Below are 22,396 nucleotides of genomic sequence, written 5' to 3'. Positions count from 1 at the left end.
ACGGCCGTACCTCCCTAAACCCGGGTCAGTCTTCGGGAAACTCCGCCCCCAGGGTGGAGAGCACCCCGTAGGCCTTGGTGCGGATCTCCTCATATTCGTCGTCCGGGTCGGAGTCCGAGGTGATGGCACCGCCGACGCCGAGCGACAGTTCCGCGGTTCCGTCGCCAGCCGTGCTGACCACCAGGGTGCGGATGGCGACGGCGAGATCCGCCGCCGCGTTGAGCGAGAAGTAGCCGATGGCACCTGAATAGAGCCCCCGCGGCCCTGCCTCCAGGTCGTCAAGGATGGCCATGGTGCTGATCTTCGGAGCCCCCGTCATGGAGCCGGCCGGGAAGCAGGCCGCCACCGCCTCTGCCCGTGGTGCTCCGGGCAGGAGGTGGGCGTCGATGGTGCTGACCATCTGGTGGACGGTGGCGTAGCTCTCGATGGCGCAAAGCCTGCTGACCGTAACGGAGCCAGGCATGGCAAAGTGGCTGAGGTCGTTGCGCAGCAGGTCCACGATCATGATGTTCTCGGCCCTGTCCTTGACGGAAGTGGCCAGGTCCGTCCGCAGGCGGCTGTCCTCCTGCGGGTCGGCAGCCCGGCGCCGGGTGCCCTTGATCGGTTCGGCGCGCATTCCGCCGTCGGACCCTATCTTCAGGAACCGCTCGGGCGAGGTGCTGGCCACGGCAACGTTTCCCAGCCGGAGGTAACTGGCGAACGGGGCCGGGTTCCTGCTGCGGAGCGACAGGTAGGTGGCCCATGGATCCAGCGAGCCGGCCGGGACAGTGGCTTCGAGGGTGGTGGTCAGGCACACTTCGTAGGTGTTTCCCTGGGCGATCTGATGCTGTGCGGCGGCAATCTTCTCCCGGTACCGTTCCCCGGTGTCCCGGCTGCGGAAAGTGGGCGGTGTGGTGGGACGCACGACGCCGGTGCTGCCGCCGGCTTCCTGCGTTGGGTCCGCGGCGGCTTCCACGGCTGCCCGCGCCTCCACCAGCCACCCGCCGGCGTCCGGTGCCTCCAGGGCCAGGAGCCAGGCCGTGCCTTCGGCGTGGTCCAGGACCACCGCTCGGCCCGCGAAGATCAGGGCTGCGTCCGGCGTGGGCGCGGAAAGATCGCTGCCGCCGGTTTCGCGTTTCAGCTCATACCCCAGGCAGCCCAGCCAGCCCAGGGTGAATTCGCCGGGGTAGCCCTCGGGGGTCCGCACCGCCCGGCGGCCCCAGACGGTGTCGAGCCAGCGGAAGAAGGGGCCGGGAACGTTGGCAGTGGACGAGCCGGCGCTGATCCGGCTCACACCGCCACGGTGCGTGACGCACTGGCCGAATGTGCCGCCGTCGTCCGCCATGATGCTGAACCGGCTGCGCTCTGCGGCAGTCCGCTGTACAGGATCCGTGCTGTCCGGTCCGCTTCCTGTGTTGGAGGAGTCCAGCCAGACGGCGTTGCCAGAGCCGCCATACAGTGAGTGGAACAGGGTGGGTGCGTCCGGGGCGGCTTCAATGCGCTCGGCGTGAAGGCGAAGGCCGCGGCGGGCTGACAACTCGGGGGCGAGGACCGGAGCCAGGGCGGGCAGGTAGGGGAGGAGTTGGAGGAGGTCCGCGGGGGCTGAGCCGTCGGCGAGGTTCCGGACGCGGAGGTCCGCGTGGCCGGGGACGTCGTCGCGGCCCAGCCACTCTTGCTCCTGGGCTGCCCACAGGTCCCAGTACGGTTCATATGTTGCGCCGTCGCGCTCCAGTGCCCGGGTCCGCCGGACGTCGTCCGGGGATTCCGCCCAGATCACCGCGCCCAGCATGGGGCGGGCGGCCTCGGCGGCGGCCCCCACTCCCTCAACGATGACGATCTCCGCAGGCAGCGTCACCCGGGCGTCGCCGTCGTAGTGGTTAGCCCAGTCCCAGCTGGTCCAGGAGGCCGCCTGCCCCCGGCTCAGCGGGGTGAGGACCGTGGAGACGTAGCGTTCAATGCCCGCCGCCAGTCCGTCCCAGCCCGGGTAGATGTCCTCAAGGTGGAACAGCGAGACCTTGTGGTGCGCCCGGAGCCGGGCCGCGAGCTCGACGGCGAGGGTGGTCTTGCCTGCGCCGGAGCGCCCGTCGATGGCGATGATGACGGGGGCTGGGCTCATGGACTAGAGCGTACCGTTTTCCGTTGCACCCTTTCACCCGTGGGGCAGTTGCTGCGCCGATGCGTGACGGCCGCTGCTCAGGTGGCCGCCCAGGAACCCGCTCACCAGCAGCAGGCCCCTGCCCTCGCCAGCCGGCGTTGGCGCCGGCATGCACGATGCCTGCACGCTTCAGGGCGCGGTCCTTGTCGGGCCATGTCGCCCAGCCGGAGACTCTGCCTCTTCCAGTGTGGCGAGGAGCCGTGCGTACTTGCCGGATGTGCTGGGAAGGCCGTCCATGCAGCAAGAAAATACTCCTGGTGCCGCTGGATTGCACCGTCTTTTGAAGAGTTTTGGTGCCTAGTGCGGCTGCAGCTGGGTGTTCCGAAGGACCGCGGACCTGATGTGCTGGACCAGGCCGGGCAGGGCTGCATGGATCTGGTGCCAGACGGCGTCGAAATCCGCCTGGCCGCCGTACCAGGGGTCCTCGATGCCCTGATCCAGGCGGTCCCGCTCCGCCATGGTGGGATCGAAGCTGCGGAGCATCCGGATCTTGTCCAGGGATTCCTGGTCCGGCGCCGCCTCGGTGAGCCAGGCGTAGTGGTCGATGTCCAGGGCCAGGATCAGGTCGCGCTCGCGGAACCACCCGGGTTCCCACTCTCGGGCCACGTGGTGGTCCGAGGCCAGCTGGGTTGCGGCGAGCCGGCGGGCGGCGCGGGGATCAATGGGCCGGCCCGCCTCGTAACCGGTGGTGCCGGCGGAGTCCACCTCCACCAGGCCGTCAAGGCCCTCGCGTTCAAGCGCTGCCTTGAGCATGAGCTCGGCCATGGGGGACCGGCAGATATTGCCCGTGCAGACGGTGATGACGCGATATGCGCTCGACGCTGAGTTCATGCCCTAAGCATGCGCGCTTCCGAACGCTCTTGGCTAGCCGCCTGTTCACAAAGTTTTACGGGTTTGTAAAGATGCATGACTAACGCCCGAATGGGTACGTCACACGCTGGTGCCGAGTTTGGTGGGTACCTGGTTCAGTGGATCAGGGCCAGCAGGATACCCACACCCACGAACAGGACACCGAACACCCTGCTGAGGACCATTTGGCCCTGTTCCGTGTTGGTGAAGCGCTGGAATGACCTGGCAGCCGCCGCAAAGAAGAACCACATCACCAGGATGTCGATGACAACGATTGTTGCCGTCAACACGGCGTACTGGGTGAACAGGGGCAGGTCGGGCCGGATGAACTGGGGAGTGAAGGCGAGGAAGAACACGATCGCCTTCGGGTTCAACAGATTGACCCAGAAGCCGCGCCGGAAAATGGACCACGCGGGTTCGTTACGAAGGGCAGCTGCCTGCTCCTGGGCCACCGTGGGCTTGCTCAGGAACTGGCGGATGCCCAGGTACACCAGATAGGCCGCGCCCGCGTAACGGATCACGTTGAAGGCAAGGGGGAACTGGCCACCAGCACCCCGACGCCCAGGGCCACGATCAGGACGTGCACCATCAGCGCAGCCTGCTGGCCCAGGATTCCCCAGATGGACCGGCGGAACCCCGCGTTCAGCGAGTTGCTCATGGTGTTGATGGCCCCGGCGCCCGGGGTGAAGCTGATCAGGGCGCCGGCACCTGCCAGGGCCAGCCAGAGGGAAAATTGCACTCAACAATCCTACGGTGGCAATTGGCTGCCCCTTTTTCAGTCCCTGTGCTGCTGTCTGGGCAACCAGGGATCAGGCCCGGGCGATGACCTCACCGTTTGGGATCAGGAACCATCCGTCGTCCGTGGAGCCCCAGCGGTGCCAGCCTGCAGAGATACGGGCAAGGTCGGCCGGGTTGGCAAACCCGTACTCCAGCGCCTGCTCGGCGAAGGCTGAGTGGAGCACCCGCTCACCCCAGACGCGCGCCTGCCAGCGCCGCTGCTGCGAGGTGGCGTAAAGCCAGTTGCTGCTGGTGGGGGCGACGTCGGTGAATCCCGCAGCCTGTGCCCAGCTGACCAGCCGCCGCCCGGCGTCGGGTTCTGCACCGTTCCGGCGGGCAATCCGCTGGTACAGGTCCATCCACTCGTCCAGTTCCGGAATGGCGGGGTACCAGCTCATGCCGTGGAAGTCGGCGTCGCGCACTGCCACGATGCCGCCGGGCTTGGCCACCCTCCGCATCTCCCTGAGGGCCTCAACGGGATCGGTCAGGTGCTGGAGCACCTGGTGGGCGTGGACGACGTCGAACGTTTCGTCGGCGAAGTCGAGGTCGTAGATGTTGCCGGCAACGAATTCAACGTTGGGTACTTCCCGCTCGGTGGCGAGGGCCTGCGCCTGGGCGATGATGTCAGGTGAGCGGTCCAGGCCCGTGACCTTGCCGGGGCTGACCAGGGCGGCGAAGTCGCAGGTGATGGTGCCGGGGCCGCAGCCCACATCGAGCAGCGACTTACCAGGCGTGAGGTGCGGGAGGACAAACGCCGCGGAGTTTTCGGCGGTACGGGCGGCATGGGCGCGGACCACCGATTCGTGGTGGCCGTGCGTGTAAACGTCGTCTTCAGGCTGCTGCGCACTCATAACCAAACGCTACCCCCAACCTGCATTGCATGAGCGGACGCCCGGTCCGCGTCATGCAGCCCCCGGAAGGCGGGCCCGAAGGTATGGGTGCTATCCCCGTATCCCCCTGCCTGCGGCCGGGAATACGATGGCCCTCCAGCCGGCGCCGGGCTCCTGACCTCGCTGGACGTTCCATGACACCGCCGTTGCCGCCGAATAGATGCGGCAACCAGTATTGGGGAGGCAAGAGTGACGCTCAAATCGAGGTTGGCTGCCGCATTGACGGTGGGCGGACTGCTGTCCGGACTGCTCGCGGGACTGGGTGCCCCGGCGGCAAACGCGGCCGTGGCGCAGGTGAATGCGACGGTGGAAACTGCCCCAATGCACGGAACGGGGGACGCTGCGGACGACGCAGCGATCTGGATCCATCCCACCGACCCGTCGAAGAGCACCATCATCGGCACGGACAAGAGCACGGATGGCCACGGTCTGGTGGTCTATGACCTGTCGGGCCGGGAACTGTTCTATTACCCCGACGGGCGGATGAACAATGTGGACGTCCGCTACAACTTCCCCCTCGGCAGCAGCCGAGTGGGCCTGGTGGGTGTCAGCAACCGGGTCCGGAGCCTTGACTTCTACAAGGTCAACGAGGCCGACCGTTCGCTCACCAAGGTGGGCAGCTTTGCGCCGACCTCCAACATCGCCACACCCCGCGGGTTCTCCTTCTATCACTCGCCGGACACCGGCAAGTACTTTGCCTACGTCACTGACGTTGGCAAGGTCGAGCAGTGGGAGCTTGACGGCTCCACCGGATCGGTCACCGGCAAGCTCGTGCGCAGCTGGACCGTAAGCGGCCCCGCCCACACCGAGGGCCTGGTGGCCGATGACGAGATGAAACGGCTCTACATTGCGCAGGAGGATATCGGCGGAATCTGGCGGTACGGGGCTGAACCCGGGGATTCAACCGCGGGGACGAAGGTTGTCAGCACCACCGAGAACGGCGGGGACATCGTCCAGGACATCAAGGGCATCAGCATCTACTACGGCAGCGGGGGCGCCGGCTACCTGCTGGCAGCAAGCCAGGGCTCCAACCGGTTCCACGTCTACTCCCGCGACGACAACCGGCCATTGGGGGCCTTCGCCATCCCGGCCGGTAACGGAATCGACGCTGTCACGGGCATGGACGGCATAGACGTCACCAACTTCGGGGTTGGGGGCCCGTTCCCCCAGGGTTTCTTTGTCACCCAGGACACCAGCAACGACACCGGCAAGCAGAACTTCAAGCTCGTACCATGGCAGTCCATCGCAGCCGCCTACGTACCTGCCCTGCTCGTCGATGCGGCCTACGACCCCCGGAAGGTCGGGGCCGGCACCTCCACTCCGCCTCCGCCGGGGGACACCACGCCGCCCGAGACAACCATCACTTCCGGACCGCCCGCGACAACGACGTCGACCAGTGCCTCCTTCGCATTCACCTCGAGTGAGGCCAATTCAACCTTCCAGTGCAGCCTGGACGGCGCGGCGCGGACAGCGTGCACCTCGCCACAGACGTACTCCGGACTGGCGGTTGCATCGCATAACTTCAGCGTGTGGGCCACCGACGCTGCCGGCAATACGGACGCCACGGCGGCCACGCAGGCCTGGAGCGTCACCTCCGGCAACACCGGCGGTGGCGGCACCATCGTCCGCGAGTCAGTGAGCCAGGCCGTGAACACCACGGCAACCACCACCCTCAGGATCCCCAAGCCGGCCAATGTCGCGCAGGGCGACCTGCTGGTCAGCTGCGTGTCCCTCACGGGCGGTACCATCGCAACGTCAGGTGTCCCCGCCGGGTGGACAGTGCTGGCATCGGTGACCAATATCGCGAACCCCAAGGTCTACGGCTACTACAAAGTCGCCACCGGGACCGAGCCGGCGGATTATGCCTGGACCACCTCTTCGACGACGAGCGGGGGAGGCATCGCCAGGTATTCCGGCGCCTCAGGGCCCGACACCGCTGCCACGTCCGGCTCGGGCGCGGCGGCATCGTCGGGATCCATTCCAGCGGTGGCCACCACGGCCGCGAACGCGATGCTGGTGGGATGCATGAGCGTCAACTCAAGCTCCGTGACCCTGACTTCGCCGGCCGGGATGTCCCAGGCAGTGGAAACCGGTGCGCGCCGCTTCGAAGTTGCGGATGGCATCCAGGCGGCAGCGGGGCCAAGCGGGGCGAAGACGTGGAACTTCAGTGCGGCCCGCGAGTGGGCCGGGTGGCTGGTGGCGCTTCGACCCAAGGCGCCTTAGTCCCCGGGCGCCGCCCTGATTGGGGGAAGCAGGAAGGGCCGTCTTCGGAAATCCGAAACGGCCCTTTCCTGCGCTTTCCGGGAATGTCACCTAGCCATCGGCGGACTCGCTCCGGGCAGCCACCGTGGCCTCCACCATTGCGGTCATGAAGCGTGTGACTGTTTCCAGCTCGTCTTGCGAGAAGTCCGCCATGGCGCTGCCCATGTGCTGGGCCAGGGGAGCGAAGACAGCGCCCCCGTCCTGGAAGGCCTTGGGGGTCATCTTCAGCTGGACCTGGCGCCGGTCCGTGCTGTTCCGCTCGCGCACGATATGCCCCGAGTGGTCCAGTCGGTCGATGAGGGCGGTGGTGGCAGGCGAGCTCAGGTTCAGCTCTTTGCGCAGGACCCCGGGCGTCACCACGCTCCCGGCGGCCGTGTGCCGCATGATGACAGCGAGGGCATTCATGTCCGTGCGGTGCATGTCCTTCCTGCCGCCGGCGACATCCACATAGCGGTTGGCCTCCATGGTGAACTCCTGCAGGAGGCGGATCAGCGGGTGTGGCGGACCACCGGGAGGGCTGCCGGATGGTCCTGGTGCCGCGCCAGCTGACGTCTTGCGTTCCATGCCCACCTCCCTGCCTTCCTGGTTCCACGCCCACACTTCCGTCCGGCCGTACTGACGGATATTACTGCAGGCCCGGCATTCGTCCCCTACCTGCCGAAAAAAGCTTGGCAGCCACTTATCTCTATGGTGGAGATAATCTATGCTGGAACAAATACTACTCCGCCCGCTTATCGATGGAAGGCGCCATGAACCGCAATAAAGTTGCCAAGGAGCGAGTCCCTTTCTGGCTGCGCTGGCTGGTCCCTGTCGTCCTGGTGCTGACCTGGCTGGGTCTCGCCGGGGTCGGCGGCCCCACCTTCGGCCGGTTGGAGGAGGTCTCCTCCAACGACCAGGCGTCATTCCTGCCCGCCAGCGCCGAGGCCACCGAGGCGCAGGACTGGCAGGCAAAGTTCCGGGACTCGGATGAGGTCCCGGGGATCATCGTCATCGAGAAAAGCGAGGCTTTCACTCCCGCCCAGTTGGGGGAGCTGGCCACGCTCAAGACCAGCCTTGAAGACCTCAAGCTGGGCAGCACGGTGATCGGCCCGATTCCCTCCAAGGACGCCAAGGCGGTGCAGTTCGTGGTCCCGGTGGGGTCCTCGGTTGAGCTCAAGGATGCGGTCAAGGAACTCCGCGGGACTGTCACAGAAGCGGCCCCGGCAGGTGCCCAGACCTTCGTGACCGGCCCCGCCGGCCTTGCCGCCGACCTCACCGCAGCCTTCGGCGGCATTGACGGCATCCTCCTGCTGGTGGCCTTGTCCGCGGTGTTCGTCATCCTCCTCATCGTTTACCGGTCCCTGCTGCTGCCCATCATGGTGCTGCTGACCTCCGTGTTTGCCCTGTGCGCAGCAATCCTGCTGGTGTTCGGCATGGCCAAAGCCGGCTGGATCCAGCTCAACGGCCAAAGCCAGGGCATCCTCTCCATCCTGGTAATCGGCGCGGCCACGGACTACGCCCTGCTGTTCGTGGCACGCTTCCGGGAAGCGCTCACCCACACCACCAACCGCACCGCGGCTGTCCTGAACGCCTGGAAGGCGTCCTTCGAGCCCATCCTGGCGTCCGGCGCCACTGTGATCATCGCGCTGCTGTGCCTGCTCTTCTCCGACCTGAACTCCAACAAGGCGCTGGGACCGGTGGCGGCCGCAGGCATCCTGTGTGCCCTGTTCGCAGCACTGACCCTGCTGCCCGCGCTGATGGCCCTGCTGGGCCGGGCAGCCTTCTGGCCGTTCCGTCCCAAGCTCCTCCCCGCAGACCAGCGTGAACCCGAGCTGGTTACGGGCCTGGAAGGCCAGAAGGGGCTGTGGCGTGCCACCGGTTCGCTGGTAGCGCGGCGGCCCAGGACCGTCTGGGTGGCTTCGGTCCTCCTGCTGCTGGTTGCGGCAGGCGGCCTGTTCCAGCTGAAGGCCAACGGCGTACCGCAGACCGACGTCATCCTCACCGCCTCCAACGCCGTCGACGGCCAGGACGCACTGGCCCGCCATTTCGACGCCGGCAGCGGCAGCCCCGCCGTCGTGATTGCTGACCAGGCCAAGGCCGCCGAGGTGCTGGACCGCGTGAAAGCGGACGACGGCGTGGGCGAGGCCTACCTGCTGGGCCCGGGCAGCGTCCCCATCACCGGAGCCCCCGGGGCTCCCAGCGCCCCGGACGTCCGCGAAGGAAAGGTGATCATCAACGCCACCCTCAACGACGCGGCGGACTCGCTGGAAGCGGAGGAAACCGTCAAGGCGCTGCGGGCCGGGGTGAAGGCCGTCGATCCCGGCGCCCTGGTGGGCGGCGTCACCGCTACGGCGCTGGACACCAACACCACCGCCCAGCACGACCTGGTGGTCATCATTCCGGTGGTCCTGGTGGTGATCCTCTTCATCCTGATGCTGCTGCTGCGCTCGATCGTGGCCCCGGTCCTGCTGGTGCTCTCCGTGGTGCTTTCCTACGCGGCGGCGCTCGGTGTGTCTGCCTTTGTCTTCAACAACATCCTTGGCTTCCCGGGCGCGGATGCGACGGTTCCGCTGTTTGGCTTCGTGTTCCTGGTGGCCCTGGGCGTGGACTACAACATCTTCCTGATGAGCCGGGTCCGTGAAGAGTCGCTCAAGCACGGCACCCGGCCCGGCATACTCCGTGGCCTGGTGGTGACTGGAGGGGTCATCACCTCCGCGGGCGTGGTGCTCGCGGCCACATTTGCAGCGCTTGGCGTCATTCCCATCATGTTCCTGGTGCAGCTGGCGTTCATAGTGGCGTTCGGTGTGCTGCTGGACACCGTCCTGGTGCGCTCGCTGCTGGTGCCGGCCCTGGCCTACGACATCGGACCGAAGATCTGGTGGCCCAGCAAGCTGGGGCGCGCGGACGGCGGGAATGCAGCCCGGCCGCGGGAGCCCGGCGTCGAGCCGCTGGAAGAAGTGCCCAGCCGCTGACCCTGCGCCAAAGCGCTAAAAATCGGAGCACTAACCCTGCTGCCGCCACCAGTCCACGGTGGCGGCAGCAGCCGTTTCCAGCGGAGTCGGACCGACTTCCAGGGCAGCCTGGGACGCGGCCGAGTCCATGATGAACGGCCGCTCAAACTGGTACAGCATCTCGGCCAGCTCGCGGGCGTCGGTTGAGAGCATCCCGGCGGTGCGGAGGGTCCAGCCGGGCAGGGCGCGCACCTTGGGCGCCGGCCGTCCTGCCGCGGCGGCGAAGGCGTGGGCCAGCTCCATCTGGGTAAGGGCCGGACCCGTGGGGGCGTGCCATACGGCATTCCAGGCGGAGGGCCTGTCCGCCGCCGCGATCATCGCCGTGGCCAGGTCCGGGACGTACGTGAACGAGTGCGGCTGCCGTGAGCTGCCCACCACGCTGACGTTCTTCCCCGCCAGGATGGGCACCACCATGCGCTCCCCGCCGTGCGCCATCCGGACGCGGGGACCAAAAAAGTCGCCTGCCACCACGCTCACCGTTGGCGTTGTGGCGGCCTCGCGGGCCCGGAGCAGCTCCGTCCGCACCCCGCGTTTGCCGCCCGCAGCGTGGCGCGGGCTGACCTCCGTCATCACGCTGTCCGGCTCGCTGTAGGAGTAGAGGCTTTCCGGGAATACGACGACGGCACCCGCTTGGTGCGCCGCAGTGAGGACCGCCTGCTCGGCGGCGGGAAGCTCCGCCCGCCATGCCGCGGCGGTGTACGCCGAGCCGTGAATGCAGTGGAAGACTGCCCGGGCGCCGGCCAGGGCTGATCGCAGAACCTCGGGATCCTTCGCATCACCGGCGATGAGCTCGATCAGCGGGTGCTGTGGTCCGCTGCCCGACCGCGTGAGGACGCGCACCTGCCGTCCCAGGTCTGCCAACTGTTCGGCCACCGTCCACCCCACCGGTCCCGCTCCGGTTACTACGTACACATCTGCCATTGTGGCCTCCTTGTTCCTTTTCCGAGAGCACCGCTCTCGGAAACAGCATGACCCCATAAACCGGCTAAGTCAAGAGCGGTGCTCTCTTTTGATTCCGGCGCTCTCGTTTATGGCATGCTGGATCCGTGACTGACGTCGAAAAAACAGCCGGCACTGTTGTCCGCCCCCTCACCCCGCGGCAACGGGCAAGGGCGCAAACCGTGGCGGATATCGTCCGCCTGGGGCGGCAGCACCTGGCAACGCACGGTGCGGCCGCTCTCTCCCTGCGGGCGGTGGCGAGGGACCTCGGGGTGGTGTCCTCCGCGGTCTACCGCTATGTGGAGAGCCGGGACGAGCTCCTGACCTTGTTGCTGATAGACGCCTTCGGCGAGCTTGGGGACGCGGTGGACGCCGCCGTCGCCCAAGCGCCGGAGGATGACCACACTGCCCGCTTCCGGGCGCTGGGCCGCGCGGTCCGGGAATGGGCCCTGCGCGAGCCTGCCGGCTACGCGCTCCTTTTTGGCAGCCCCGTGCCCGGCTACAGCGCCCCGGCGGAGCGCACGACGGGCCCGGGCACCAGGGTCATCGTCAGCCTCATCGGCATCCTGGATGCAGCTTCCCGGGCAGGGCAGCTGGCAGTTCCGGCCGAAGGCGCACCACAAGTGCCGCCAACCCTGGGCAGGGACCTTGCCGCCATCCGTTCCGAGTTTGGCCTGGACCTTCCGGAGGAACTGGTGGCGAGGGGTGTCCTGGTGTGGAGCTCCCTCTTTGGTGCGGTCAGCTTCGAGGTGTTCAACCAGTACGGGCCGGATACCTTCCATGCGCCCGCTGACCTCTTCGACCATCACCTCGCCGTCCTGGCAGGCATCGCCGGCCTGCCGGCAGGGGCCTCCCGATAGGTGCCGGCGAAGCCCTGTTGGTGCGCGCGGGCCGTCGATAGACTGCCAGTGCGCCCGCATGGACGCGGAGCCTCGAAGGAGAGATGCACCATGACCGAGAACCCTGAAGTTGCAGCCGAGGAGCCCCGCAAGGGAAGCAGCGCACCCGGACTGGAGGGTGAAGGCGGGCAGTACGTGGATGGTGACTATGGCGATGCCGGAGCGGTGGAAAGGCCGGCAGGCGAACGGGACGACCAGTATCCGGAAGGCAACTACGGCGATGCCGGAACAGTTGGGGCCCCTGCCGGAGGTGCGGGCGAAGGCGGGCAATACGTGGACGCGGACCATGGAGCCGCCGGTACCGTCAACGGGCCCGGGCGGGACCTTGCCGACGGCGAATACGAGGAAGGCGACTACGGGGAGGCCGGCGCGGCCGGTGGCGCCCGAACAGAGGAGGCCGTGCGTGAAGGGCTTACCGACCGCCAGGTCCAGGCGACGGCGGAAGAGCGCGGCCCGCTGCACGGCGACCGGGACACGGAGCGCTGAGTAGCCCGGCGCCGCGTTCTCCTAAAGCGAACCCGCCTTCCGGCGTCGTAATTCTGCGCGCAAAAGCCCGGAAATCCAAGGAATACCGCGGCTGTAATCCGGTGCGGCACCCAAAGTTGAGCGGAGTCCACTCAACTTTGGATTGACATCGGTGGCGCCCTGAGTAAAGTTGAGTGCAGAACGCTCAATGCTTAGGGCGCCAACCAGTTTCCAAGGAAAGAAGGAAGCAACACATGTCACGTGCAGTAGGTATCGACCTCGGAACCACCAACTCCGTCGTCTCCGTTCTCGAAGGTGGCGAGCCCACCGTTATTGCCAACGCCGAGGGTGGCCGCACCACGCCGTCGGTCGTTGCATTCTCCAAGTCCGGCGAGGTCCTGGTTGGCGAAATCGCCAAGCGCCAGGCCGTCAACAACATCGAGCGCACCATCGCTTCAGTCAAGCGCCACATGGGCACCGACTGGAAGGTGGACATCGACGCCAAGAAGTACACCCCGCAGGAAATTTCCGCGCGTATCCTCATGAAGCTGAAGAACGACGCCGAGTCCTACCTGGGTGAAAAGGTCACCGACGCCGTCATCACCGTCCCGGCCTACTTCAACGACGCCGAGCGCCAGGCCACCAAGGAAGCCGGCGAAATCGCAGGCCTGAACGTCCTGCGCATCGTCAACGAGCCCACCGCCGCGGCACTGGCCTACGGCCTGGACAAGGGCAAGGAAGACGAACTCATCCTGGTCTTCGACCTCGGTGGCGGCACCTTCGACGTCTCCCTGCTGGAAGTCGGCAAGGACGAAGACAACTTCTCCACCATCCAGGTCCGCGCCACCGCCGGTGACAACCGCCTGGGCGGCGACGACTGGGACCAGCGCGTCGTTGACTACCTGCTGAACCAGCTCAAGGTGAAGGGCATCGACCTCTCCAAGGACAAGATCGCCCTTCAGCGCCTCCGCGAAGCAGCTGAGCAGGCCAAGAAGGAACTCTCCTCCTCCACCAGCACCAACGTCTCGCTCCAGTACCTCTCCGTCACCCCCGACGGCCCGGTCCACCTGGACGAGCAGCTGACCCGCGCCAAGTTCCAGGACCTCACCAAGGACCTGCTGGAGCGCACCAAGAAGCCGTTCCACGACGTCATCAAGGAAGCCGGCATCAAGCTCTCCGACATCAACCACATCGTGCTGGTGGGCGGTTCAACCCGTATGCCCGCCGTCTACGACCTCGTGAAGGAACTGGCCGGCGGCAAGGAGCCCAACAAGGGCGTGAACCCGGACGAGGTCGTCGCAGTCGGCGCAGCCCTGCAGGCCGGCGTGCTGAAGGGTGAGCGCAAGGACGTCCTCCTGATCGACGTCACCCCGCTGTCCCTCGGCATCGAAACCAAGGGTGGCGTGATGACGCACCTGATCGAGCGCAACACCGCCATCCCCACCAAGCGGTCCGAGACCTTCACCACGGCGGATGACAACCAGCCGTCCGTGGCCATCCAGGTCTTCCAGGGCGAGCGCGAGTTCACCCGCGACAACAAGCCGCTGGGCACGTTCGAACTCACCGGCATCGCCCCGGCACCGCGCGGTATTCCGCAGATCGAGGTCACCTTCGACATCGACGCGAACGGCATCGTGCACGTCTCCGCCAAGGACAAGGGCACCGGCAAGGAGCAGTCCATGACCATCACCGGTGGCTCCAGCCTCTCCAAGGAAGACATCGACCGGATGGTCCGCGACGCCGAGGAGCACGCAGCCGAGGACAAGGCGCGCCGCGAGGCAACCGACACCCGCAACACGGCCGAGCAGCTTGCCTACTCCGTGGACAAGCTGATCGCCGACAACGCGGACAAGCTGCCCGAAGAGGTCAAGACCGAGGTCCAGGCCGACGTCGACAGCCTCAAGAAGGCCCTTGAGGGCACCGACGACGCCGCTGTGAAGTCCGCGTTCGAGAAGCTGCAGGCTTCCCAGACCAAGCTGGGCGAGGCCATCTACGCCCAGGCCGGTTCGCCGGACGGCGCAGGCGCTGCAGGTGCTGCAGGTGCTGAAGGTGCCGCCGGAGCTTCGGCAGGTTCCAAGGACGAGGACATCGTCGACGCCGAAATCATCGACGAAGACGAAGCGAAGAAGTAACCCATGCCGCACCACGGTAACGAGGAAGAGCACAACACATCCGCAAGCCAGCAGAACACGCAGGGCAACGGCCAGGAGCCCGTCATCCGGGACAACCGCAAGGTTGACCCGGTGACCGGGCAGGCCCGGCACCCCGAGGGCGGCCAGTCCGCTCCGGGGGCCGGTTCCCGGGCCGGGGCAGCAGATTCCGACGGCGACGCGCTGGCCCAGGCCGAGGAGATTCTCAACGGCGTGGACGTGCCGGCCGAGGAATCCGTGGCCCAGGGTGCGCCCGCAGGGTCCGCCGGCGCCGAGGCAGCCGAACTGCGCAACGACCTGCTCCGTCTTCAGGCTGAGTACGTCAACTACCGCAAGCGCGTTGAACGCGACCGTGCCGTGGCAGGGGAAATGGCCGTCATCGGCGTCCTGAATTCCCTGCTCCCGGTCCTGGACGACGTCGACGCCGCACGGCAGCACGGTGACCTCACCGACGGCCCATTCGCCGCGATCGCCACCAAACTGGAGAACGCGCTGAAGACCTACGGCCTGGTCCGCATCGACGAAACCGGCGTGGAGTTCGATCCCACGATCCACGAAGCCCTGATCCAGCAGCCCGGCGAGGACATCGAGGTTGACACCGTCAGCCAGGTCCTCCGCTCCGGCTACAAGTCAGGCGACCGTGTCCTCCGCGCAGCCCAGGTGATCGTGGCCGTCCCGGCTTAGTTGCCCCTCGCCTCCGCGGATGAGGGGGTCCCGCCCGGGCCCCCTCATCCGCTCCGGCGTTCAGCGGTAATCTCGCCCTAACGCTTTTGTACTTTGAAAGGAAACGCCATTGGCTAGCCAGGATTGGGTGGACAAGGACTTTTACAAGATCCTTGGTGTTGCCAAGGACGCTTCCGACGCCGACATCAAGAAGGCCTACCGGAAGCTTGCGCGGCAGCACCACCCTGATACGAATGCGGGGAACGCCGCTTCCGAGAGGAAGTTCAAGGACATCTCCGAGGCTTATTCGGTGCTTTCGGATCCGGATGAGCGCCAGCAGTATGACGCCATCCGGGCCATGGGCAGCGGGGCCCGCTTTGCTCCCGGCGGCGCCGGCGCCCCCAACGGCGGGTTTGAGGACATGTTCGGCGGCCTGTTCACCGGCAATACCGGACGGCACGCCGGTGGTTTCAATCCCTCCGCCGGCGGCATCCCGCCCGAGTTCGCCGACCTCTTCGGCGGCTTCGGCGGCGCCCCCGGATTCCAGCGCGCCCCGCAGAAGGGCGCCGACCGGACCGCGTCGACCAGCATCTCCTTTGCCGGCTCCATCCGCGGCACCACGATCGGCCTGCGTGAACCCAGCGGCGAGGTCATCGATGTCCGGGTTCCCGCGGGTATCAAAGACGGCCAGAAGGTCCGCGTGCGTGGCAAGGGCCAGCCCGGTCCCGCCGGCAATGGTGACCTGGTGGTCTCCGTGTCGGTCCAGCCACATGCGTTTTACACGCGCGACGGCGACAACCTCCGGATCCACGTCCCCGTCACCTTCCCGGAGGCTGCTTTGGGCGCGGACATTGAAGTTCCCACCATCGACGGCGACAAGGTCAAGGTCCGCGTCCCGGCAGGCACGCCGTCCGGCCGTACCCTGCGGGTCAAGGGCAAAGGCGTCAAGACGCCCAAGGCCACCGGCGACCTGCTGGTGACGATCGACGTCGCGGTTCCCAAGAATCTCAACAAGGACGCCGAAGCTGCGGTCAAGGCGTTCGCCGAGGCCACGTCGTCGGCGGACGTTCGCGAGGGCCTGGCAGCCAAGGCCCGGCTCTAGGCGCGGAGGTGAGGCGTGGACATCAATGCTGACCAGCCGATCTTTGTGATTTCGGTGGCGGCAGAGCTGGCGGACATGCACCCCCAGACCCTGCGGCAGTACGACAGGCTTGGCATCGTCAAGCCCAGCCGTGCCCCCGGAAAGTCCCGGCGCTATTCGCAGCGTGACGTGAACATGCTGCGGGAAGTGCAGCGGCTGTCGCACGAAGGTGTGTCGCTGGAGGGGATCAAGCGCATCCTGGAACTCGAAAACCAGGTGGCAGCCCTCCAGAGCAGGATCGCTGAACTCACCGAGGAACTCGGGCGGCGGCCGCGTTCCGTGGATTCGCGCATCTTCGCCGCCGGCGCCGCGGGCGATGTGGTGAGCCTGGCCCGTGGCCAGCGCCCCCGGCCCCGGTCACAGGCGGTCATGTTGTGGCGGCCCCGGGCGATCGGACAATAAGTGCGATCGGACAATAACGGGATGCCGGAGAGCAGGTAGCGTTTCCCGGTGCCCCGGACAAATATGAGTACCCGCTACTCGTGACGGAAAAGCCCCCTGGAATTTGAATGGAACCATCGCCGGATCAGCGGCGATGGTTCCGCAATTTCTGGGGGTTTTCGTGTTTAAGGTTCTCAGCGAAGCTGCTTCAACCCGGGTCCGGCCATGAGCCCGGGGATGGAATCCGTGGCCGCGTTCAGCAGCTCCTTGCCGGGGCAGATCCTGCTGGCCATCGGGCAGACCATTGTTGTGGTCTGCGTCTGCTTTGACATGGTCCGTGAATTGTCCGTCCCGCGGTCCCACCGGCGTTACGTGGCCAGCACCGTCTTCCGTACCCTGGCGATCCCGTCGATCGTGGCCAATGCCATGACCGTCTTCATCGCCCTGGTGGTGTCCTCCTGGGTGGACGTGGTGATGGGCATGTTTGTCCTGGTGGCCATTGTTTTCCGGTTCCACCACAACCAGGACGAGGACAACTGGTGGAAGGGCAAGGGCAAGAAACTTGCCCGGTGGGCCCGCCGGCAGTTCGCCGGCCGGACGTCCACGGCCCCGGCCATGGGGTAGCGCCGCGAAGCCCCGGGAGCCCGGCGCCGGCAACCTTGCGTGCCGGGCTCCCGCGTCAACATCAGCCGTTGATCACCTGCGGTACGCCCAGGGCCTTGAGGCCCTCCACGCCGAATTCCACGCCGTAGCCGGACTGCTTGGCGCCGCCGAACGGGATGCGCGGGTCCACGGCGCCATGGCGGTTGATCCACACGGTTCCGGCCTGGATGCGGGCCGCGACCTCCCGGGCTGCTTCCAGGTTGGGGGACCAGACGGAGGCGCCCAGGCCGACGTCGAGCCCGTTAGCCTTTTCCACCGCCTCGTCGATGCTGCTGTAGCGGATGATCGGCAGGGCGGGGCCGAACTGTTCCTCGGCCACCAGCGGGTTGTCGTTGTCGATGTCCGCCACCAGTGTGGTGGGGTAGAAGTAGCCGGGCTGGCTGGTATCCGGGTTCCCGCCCAGCAGGACGCGTGCCCCGGAAGCCTTGGCCGCCTCCACGAGGGTGGCCACGACGTCGTACTGCGCCTTGTTCTGCAGCGGTCCCAGCACGTTGTTCTCGTCCAGGCCGTTGCCCATGGGCATCTGCTTGGCGACCGCCACGAGCTCGTCACAAACGGCGTCGTAGATGTCGTCGTGGACGTAGAGGCGCTTGAGCGCGGCGCAGGTCTGGCCGGTGTTGAGGAAGGCGCCCCAGAAGATGTCCGTGGCAATGGCCTTGGGGTCGGCGTCGGGCAGGACAATACCGGCGTCGTTGCCCCCAAGTTCCAGGGTGAGCCGCTTGACGGTGTCGGCGGAGGACTTGATGATGGCGCGGCCGCCGGCGGTGGAGCCGGTGAACATGATCTTGCCGATCGCCGGGTGGTCGGTGAGGCGGGCGCCCACCTCGCGGCCGCAGGACACCACGGACAGGATGCCTTCGGGGAGTTCTTCGTTGAGGACCTTGACCAGCGCCAGCACGGAGAGCGGGGTGTTGCCGGAGGGCTTGACGACGACGGTGTTGCCCATGCGCAGGGCCGGCGCCAGCTGCCAGACGGCGATCATCATGGGCCAGTTCCACGGGCCGATCGCCCCGACCACGCCGATGGGCCGGTAATGCAGCTCGGCGCGGGTCTCACCGTCGTCCACGATGGTTTCCGGTTCCAGCGGCAGGCCGGCCGTGGCGCGGAGCCAGGCGACGCAGGCGCCCACTTCGAAGCGGGCGTTGGGGCCGTTCAGCGGTTTGCCCTGCTCGCGGGAGAGCAGCTGGGCGAGTTCCTCGGCGGAGCGTTCGACGGCGTCGGCTGCCTTGAGCAGCGCGGCGGACCTTGCGTCGTGGCCCAGGGCAGCCCAGGCTGGCTGCGCGGCCACGGCTGCGGCCACGGCGCTTTCCAGGTAATCGAGGCTGTGGACGGGGGCTTCGCCTACCGGTTCGCCCGTGGCCGGATTGAGGATGGTCCGGCCAGTGCCGGCAGCGGGGGCAATGGAGGCAAGAAGTGCATCGTACGTTTCCAAGGGATACTCCACATCGAGTAGGCGAGGACGCCAGCCGGTCGGCGTAGCGGGTTACTCCCCAGTTTGGGTGAGTGCCCGCCCCCGCTCTTGTGTTTGTGCGCAGGACTGTTGGCGGAGAGGGAACGGCGTAAAAATCAGCCCGCCTTATTGTGAAATTGTCAGATTAAGCCTTAGGGTGGGGATCAGGCCGGCGAAGCCCTCGAGAACCGCCGGGTAACTCCTCCCCGGATCCAGGCAAACGACCCCGTCAAACGCCCAGCAGCGGTACCGCGGACCTTATTGCGCCACGGGCCACAGGTGCTGGGTTTTGCGTCGTCGACGCCCCCGACAAGCAGGAGAACACCATGACCGTAGAGTCCGAGCTCACTGAAGCGCCCGCAACAGCACCTACCGACATCTCCCGAGGGGGCAGCTACGTTACGTTGCCACCCGGATCGGAGGTATCGCCGAAGCTTGAGGGCAGCTACGTCACGGTGCCCGGAGCCCTTCCCGGACATGGCAACAGGGCCCAGGGCACGTACGTGACACTTCCCGCGGCGCCGGCGGGGGCGACCGAGATCAGCTACACCCGCGTCGGCTGACCCGCGTCAAGAAGCACCTGCCACCCTTTCGACCAGGGCGGCAGGTGCTTCTTCCCCGCGGTTACCCGTCGTAGGGGTTGTTGATGCCGATGTATTGGGTGGTGGTGTATTCGGCGATGCCTTCGGAGCCGCCTTCGCGGCCCAGGCCGGATTGCTTGACGCCGCCGAAGGGTGCGGCGGCGTTGGAGATGACGCCGGCGTTGAACCCGACCATGCCGAACTCGATCTGTTCCGCGACGCGCAGGAGGCGGTTGAAGTCGCGGCTGTAGAGGTAGGACGCCAGACCGTATTCGGTGTTGTTGGCGAGCCGGATGGCGTCTTCCTCGGTGCTGAAGGTGGTCACCGGGGCTACGGGGCCGAAGATTTCCTGGCCAAGGATCGCCGCGTGGTTGGGCACGTTGGTCAGGACGGTGGGCTGGTAGAAGTAGCCCGGTCCGTCCACAGGCGCCCCGCCGGTGAGCGCCACAGCCCCGGCCTGGACAGCTGCGGTGACCAAGGCGTGGACGTCGTCGCGGGCACCGGCGTCGATGAGGGGTCCCACCTGGGTGGCCGCCTCGGTGCCGCGCCCGGTGTGCAGGGCGCCCATGGCGGCGGCGAACTTCCGGGTGAACTCCTGCGCCACGGATTCGTGGACGAGGAAGCGGTTGGCGGCGGTGCAGGCTTCGCCCATGTTCCGCATCTTGGCTGCCATGGCCCCTTCGACGGCCTTGTCCAGGTCGGCGTCTTCGAAGACGATGAACGGAGCGTTGCCGCCGAGCTCCATCGAGGTCCTTAGCACGTTCTGCGCGGCGTCGGCCATGAGGCGCTTGCCGACGGGGGTGGAGCCGGTGAAGGAGACCTTCCGCAGCCTGGAGTCCTTCAGGAGCGGGCCGGAAATCCCGGACGCGGAGGAGGATGCGACGACGTTCAGGACCCCGGCGGGAAGGCCGGCGTCGAGCATGGTCTGGGCGAAGTACTGCGCCGTAAGCGGGGTGAGCTTGGCGGGTTTGAGGACCATGGTGCAGCCGGCGGCGATGGCGGGGGCGACCTTGCGGGTGGCCATCGCGAGCGGGAAGTTCCAGGGGGTGATGAGCAGGCAGGGGCCCACGGGTTTGTGCTGGACCAGGATCTTGTTCCTGCCCTCCGGGGTGGTGAGGTAGCGGCCGTAATCGCGGACGGTTTCCTCCGCGAACCAGCGCAGGAACTCCGCCCCGTAGGTGACCTCACCGCGGGCCTCGGCCAGCGGTTTGCCCATTTCCAGGGTCATCAGCAGGGCGAAGTCCTCGGCCCGCTCGGTCACCAGGTCGAAGGCCCGCCGGAGGATCTCCGCCCGGGTCCTGGGTGCGGTGCGCGCCCAGGACGCCTGCACGGCGTCGGCTGCATCGAGTGCGGCAATGGCGTCTTCGCTGGTGGCGGAGGCGAGGGTGGCGAGCACCTCCCCGGTGGCGGGGTCGTGCACATCAAACGTGCCGCCGTCGGACGCCTCGCGCCACTGACCGTTGATGAGCAGGCCGGTAGGGACGGAAGCCAGGAGCGAGGCTTCATGCTCCGGCGAAAAGGCAGGGGAGATCGCAGAAAGTGTCATGGGAAGTCCTTAGGAAGGGAAGGTCAGTAGCTGGCGGGGGTGTCGCCGTCGGCGTGGGGAATGTACTTTGCTGCGAGGGCCTCGGAACCGCGGGCGAGGAGTGCGACGTCGGCGCCCACCAGGATGAAGTCCGCGCCGTTGGCGAGGTAGTGCTCGGCCGTGGCGGGAGCGAAGGCGTTGACGCCCCCGGGTTTCCCGGCCGCCTTGGCAACGGACAGGCAGTGTTCGACGGCGGCGCGCACCTCGGGGTGTTCCTGCTGTCCCAGCAGGCCCATGGAAGCGGCGAGGTCGGAGGGGCCCACGAAGATGGCGTCCACACCGTCCACTTTGAGGATGTCCTCCACAGCCTCGACGGCCGCCGTCGATTCAATCTGGACGGTGACGCTGATGGTCTCGCTGGCCCGGGCGAGGTAGTCCGGGACCCGGTTCCAGCGTGCGGCGCGGGCCAGGGCCGAGCCCACGCCGCGGGCGCCGTAGGGCGGATAGCGGGTGGCAGCAACCGCCGCCTCCGCTTCCGCCACCGAATTCACCATGGGGATCAGCAGGTTCTGAACCCCCAGGTCCAGGTACTGCTTGATCACCACCGTGTCATTCACCGGCGGCCGGACCACGGTGTGGACCGGGTAGCCATGGATGGCCTGGAGCTGGGCGAGGATGGACTCGAGGCCGTTGGGGCTGTGCTCCGCGTCCACCAGCAGCCAGTCCAGCCCTGCCCCCGCGCAGAGTTCGGCGACCAGCGGGCTGCCGGAGCACACCCACATCCCGGCGAGCGGGCGGCCTGCCTTTCCCTTTTGCTTTTGCGCAGCCAGGGCGGAGCGGAAGGTGTCTTCTATTCGAAACGGCATGTCACAGCTCCCAGGGGTCCGTAGTCGGCGTGGACGGTGTCGCCCTTGTACACCCACAGTGGGCGGGTGAACGAGCCGGCCAGGATGATGTCGCCTGCCTTGAGCGCGTCGCCGTGGGCGGCGATCTTGTTGGCCAGCCAGTGCACGCCGTTGGCGGGATGGTCCAGCACGCCCGCGGCCACGCCGGTTTCCTCCACGGTCTGGTTCTTGTAGAGGATGGCGGAGACCCAGCGCAGGTCAACGGCGTCCGGCTTGACCGGGTTGCCGCCGATCACCATGGCGCCCATGGCGGCGTTGTCCGAGATGGTGTCCACGATGGTCCGGCCCTCCATCTCGATCCGGGAGTCCAGGATTTCGAGGGCCGGAACCACGTAGTCGGTGGCCTTCAGGACATCGAAGATGGTCACGCCCGGGCCCTTGAGTCCGTCCCTGAGGACGAACGCCAGCTCCACCTCCACGCGCGGGTGGGTGTACTGGTCCCACCGAACGGAGCAGCCGGTCTCCAGCACCATGTCATCGAAGATGGCGCCGTAGTCCGGTTCGGTGATGCCGGTGGCGGCCTGCATGGCCTTGGACGTGAGGCCGATCTTGCGCCCCACCAGGGTCCGGCCGGCGTCCTCGTTGCGGCGCCGCCACAGCTGCTGCACCGCGTAGGAATCCTCCACCGTCATCTCCGGGTACCGGGCGGTCAGGCGGGGGACAGGGGTGCGGGTCCGGCCGGCTTCCACCAGCTCGTCCGCGATGGCCTCAATCGTCGTGGGCTCCAGCATG

19 protein-coding genes and 1 pseudogene are annotated in these 22,396 nt (G+C 67.0%); 10 read left to right on the top strand and 10 right to left on the bottom strand.

Features of this window, described 5'->3' with window-relative positions; genetic code table 11:
* Positions 1-25: 25 nt before the first annotated feature.
* The 4 genes and pseudogenes from pabB to OUO20_RS15685 all read right to left on the bottom strand — a co-directional run bounded on the left by pabB (position 26) and on the right by OUO20_RS15685 (position 4,611).
* Positions 26-2,095 (bottom strand): aminodeoxychorismate synthase component I, encoded by a 2,070-nt coding sequence (gene pabB / locus OUO20_RS15700; protein ID WP_268002116.1) that lies wholly within the window; start codon positions 2,093-2,095, stop codon positions 26-28.
* 336 nt (positions 2,096-2,431) lie between these two features.
* On the bottom strand, positions 2,432-2,965 hold the full coding sequence (locus tag OUO20_RS15695) for a low molecular weight protein-tyrosine-phosphatase (RefSeq protein ID WP_268002115.1): 534 nt from the start codon (positions 2,963-2,965) through the stop codon (positions 2,432-2,434).
* Between the two features lie 134 nt (positions 2,966-3,099).
* Positions 3,100-3,722: pseudogene (locus tag OUO20_RS15690) on the bottom strand (LysE family transporter).
* Between the two features lie 70 nt (positions 3,723-3,792).
* On the bottom strand, positions 3,793-4,611 hold the full coding sequence (locus OUO20_RS15685; RefSeq protein ID WP_018769998.1) for a methyltransferase domain-containing protein: 819 nt from the start codon (positions 4,609-4,611) through the stop codon (positions 3,793-3,795).
* A gap of 228 nt (positions 4,612-4,839) precedes the next feature.
* On the opposite strand from OUO20_RS15685, the gene OUO20_RS15680 reads away from it, so the two are divergent.
* On the top strand, positions 4,840-6,873 hold the full coding sequence (locus OUO20_RS15680; RefSeq protein ID WP_268002114.1) for a phytase: 2,034 nt from the start codon (positions 4,840-4,842) through the stop codon (positions 6,871-6,873).
* 90 nt (positions 6,874-6,963) lie between these two features.
* Here OUO20_RS15680 and OUO20_RS15675 read toward each other — a convergent pair whose 3' ends face one another.
* Positions 6,964-7,476, bottom strand: a complete 513-nt coding sequence (locus tag OUO20_RS15675) for a MarR family winged helix-turn-helix transcriptional regulator (protein WP_268002113.1) — start codon at positions 7,474-7,476, stop codon at positions 6,964-6,966.
* 185 nt (positions 7,477-7,661) lie between these two features.
* Here OUO20_RS15675 and OUO20_RS15670 point away from each other — a divergent pair, with 185 nt between their 5' ends.
* The gene (locus OUO20_RS15670) at positions 7,662-9,863 is read left to right on the top strand and encodes an MMPL family transporter (protein WP_056392092.1); all 2,202 of its coding nucleotides are present in this window, start codon (positions 7,662-7,664) and stop codon (positions 9,861-9,863) included.
* Positions 9,864-9,893: 30 nt separating this feature from the next.
* Here the strand turns inward: OUO20_RS15670 and OUO20_RS15665 are convergent, their stop codons facing one another.
* A complete protein-coding gene (locus OUO20_RS15665) occupies positions 9,894-10,823 on the bottom strand; it encodes an NAD-dependent epimerase/dehydratase family protein (protein ID WP_268002112.1) in 930 nt (309 codons plus the stop codon).
* Positions 10,824-10,948: 125 nt separating this feature from the next.
* On the opposite strand from OUO20_RS15665, the gene OUO20_RS15660 reads away from it, so the two are divergent.
* The 7 genes from OUO20_RS15660 (at position 10,949) to OUO20_RS15630 (ending at position 17,164) form a co-directional block, all read left to right on the top strand.
* Positions 10,949-11,701 carry a TetR/AcrR family transcriptional regulator gene (locus OUO20_RS15660; protein ID WP_268002111.1) on the top strand — a complete coding sequence of 251 codons (753 nt, stop codon included), beginning with the start codon at positions 10,949-10,951 and terminating at the stop codon, positions 11,699-11,701.
* Positions 11,702-11,791: 90 nt separating this feature from the next.
* Complete coding sequence (locus OUO20_RS15655; RefSeq protein ID WP_268002110.1) at positions 11,792-12,226, top strand: hypothetical protein; 435 nt, start codon at positions 11,792-11,794, stop codon at positions 12,224-12,226.
* Between the two features lie 233 nt (positions 12,227-12,459).
* Positions 12,460-14,337, top strand: a complete 1,878-nt coding sequence (gene dnaK, locus OUO20_RS15650) for a molecular chaperone DnaK (protein WP_018770004.1) — start codon at positions 12,460-12,462, stop codon at positions 14,335-14,337.
* A gap of 3 nt (positions 14,338-14,340) precedes the next feature.
* The gene (locus OUO20_RS15645; protein WP_018770005.1) at positions 14,341-15,039 is read left to right on the top strand and encodes a nucleotide exchange factor GrpE; all 699 of its coding nucleotides are present in this window, start codon (positions 14,341-14,343) and stop codon (positions 15,037-15,039) included.
* Between the two features lie 109 nt (positions 15,040-15,148).
* Complete coding sequence (locus OUO20_RS15640; protein WP_026265889.1) at positions 15,149-16,120, top strand: DnaJ C-terminal domain-containing protein; 972 nt, start codon at positions 15,149-15,151, stop codon at positions 16,118-16,120.
* A gap of 15 nt (positions 16,121-16,135) precedes the next feature.
* Positions 16,136-16,561, top strand: a complete 426-nt coding sequence (locus OUO20_RS15635) for a heat shock protein transcriptional repressor HspR (protein WP_018770007.1) — start codon at positions 16,136-16,138, stop codon at positions 16,559-16,561.
* Positions 16,562-16,777: 216 nt separating this feature from the next.
* Positions 16,778-17,164, top strand: a complete 387-nt coding sequence (locus OUO20_RS15630) for a hypothetical protein (RefSeq protein WP_018770008.1) — start codon at positions 16,778-16,780, stop codon at positions 17,162-17,164.
* A gap of 61 nt (positions 17,165-17,225) precedes the next feature.
* On the opposite strand, the gene OUO20_RS15625 is transcribed toward OUO20_RS15630, so the two are convergent.
* A complete protein-coding gene (locus OUO20_RS15625; protein WP_018770009.1) occupies positions 17,226-18,635 on the bottom strand; it encodes an aldehyde dehydrogenase family protein in 1,410 nt (469 codons plus the stop codon).
* A gap of 344 nt (positions 18,636-18,979) precedes the next feature.
* Here OUO20_RS15625 and OUO20_RS15620 point away from each other — a divergent pair, with 344 nt between their 5' ends.
* On the top strand, positions 18,980-19,216 hold the full coding sequence (locus tag OUO20_RS15620) for a hypothetical protein (protein ID WP_056391903.1): 237 nt from the start codon (positions 18,980-18,982) through the stop codon (positions 19,214-19,216).
* A 61-nt stretch (positions 19,217-19,277) separates the two neighbouring features.
* On the opposite strand, the gene OUO20_RS15615 is transcribed toward OUO20_RS15620, so the two are convergent.
* The 3 genes from OUO20_RS15615 to hpaH are packed head-to-tail and all read right to left on the bottom strand — an operon-like array spanning position 19,278 to position 22,395.
* Positions 19,278-20,780 (bottom strand): NAD-dependent succinate-semialdehyde dehydrogenase, encoded by a 1,503-nt coding sequence (locus OUO20_RS15615; protein WP_268002109.1) that lies wholly within the window; start codon positions 20,778-20,780, stop codon positions 19,278-19,280.
* Between the two features lie 23 nt (positions 20,781-20,803).
* Complete coding sequence (locus tag OUO20_RS15610) at positions 20,804-21,625, bottom strand: HpcH/HpaI aldolase family protein (RefSeq protein ID WP_186447761.1); 822 nt, start codon at positions 21,623-21,625, stop codon at positions 20,804-20,806.
* A complete protein-coding gene (gene hpaH, locus OUO20_RS15605) occupies positions 21,610-22,395 on the bottom strand; it encodes a 2-oxo-hept-4-ene-1,7-dioate hydratase (protein ID WP_056391900.1) in 786 nt (261 codons plus the stop codon). Before hpaH ends, OUO20_RS15610 begins: the two co-directional genes overlap by 16 nt.
* Position 22,396: the final 1 nt, after the last annotated feature.

Origin of the sequence: Arthrobacter sp. FX8 (assembly GCF_026723805.1) — a bacterium.
Taxonomy (GTDB): Bacteria; Actinomycetota; Actinomycetes; order Actinomycetales; family Micrococcaceae; genus Arthrobacter.
Note: the sequence above shows the minus strand (reverse complement) of the source record. Positions and strands in the feature narration are given on the sequence as shown.

Bases quoted from the DNA above. Each gene is read 5' to 3' on its own strand.
- pabB (WP_268002116.1), bottom strand. From the start codon at position 2,095: ATGAGCCCAGCCCCCGTCATCATCGCCATCGACGGGCGCTCCGGCGCA.
- OUO20_RS15695 (WP_268002115.1), bottom strand. From the start codon at position 2,965: ATGAACTCAGCGTCGAGCGCATATCGCGTCATCACCGTCTGCACGGGC.
- OUO20_RS15685 (WP_018769998.1), bottom strand. From the start codon at position 4,611: ATGAGTGCGCAGCAGCCTGAAGACGACGTTTACACGCACGGCCACCAC.
- OUO20_RS15675 (WP_268002113.1), bottom strand. From the start codon at position 7,476: ATGGAACGCAAGACGTCAGCTGGCGCGGCACCAGGACCATCCGGCAGC.
- OUO20_RS15670 (WP_056392092.1), top strand. From the start codon at position 7,662: ATGAACCGCAATAAAGTTGCCAAGGAGCGAGTCCCTTTCTGGCTGCGC.
- OUO20_RS15665 (WP_268002112.1), bottom strand. From the start codon at position 10,823: ATGGCAGATGTGTACGTAGTAACCGGAGCGGGACCGGTGGGGTGGACG.
- OUO20_RS15655 (WP_268002110.1), top strand. From the start codon at position 11,792: ATGACCGAGAACCCTGAAGTTGCAGCCGAGGAGCCCCGCAAGGGAAGC.
- dnaK (WP_018770004.1), top strand. From the start codon at position 12,460: ATGTCACGTGCAGTAGGTATCGACCTCGGAACCACCAACTCCGTCGTC.
- OUO20_RS15645 (WP_018770005.1), top strand. From the start codon at position 14,341: ATGCCGCACCACGGTAACGAGGAAGAGCACAACACATCCGCAAGCCAG.
- OUO20_RS15630 (WP_018770008.1), top strand. From the start codon at position 16,778: ATGGAATCCGTGGCCGCGTTCAGCAGCTCCTTGCCGGGGCAGATCCTG.
- OUO20_RS15620 (WP_056391903.1), top strand. From the start codon at position 18,980: ATGACCGTAGAGTCCGAGCTCACTGAAGCGCCCGCAACAGCACCTACC.
- OUO20_RS15615 (WP_268002109.1), bottom strand. From the start codon at position 20,780: ATGACACTTTCTGCGATCTCCCCTGCCTTTTCGCCGGAGCATGAAGCC.
- OUO20_RS15610 (WP_186447761.1), bottom strand. From the start codon at position 21,625: ATGCCGTTTCGAATAGAAGACACCTTCCGCTCCGCCCTGGCTGCGCAA.
- hpaH (WP_056391900.1), bottom strand. From the start codon at position 22,395: ATGCTGGAGCCCACGACGATTGAGGCCATCGCGGACGAGCTGGTGGAA.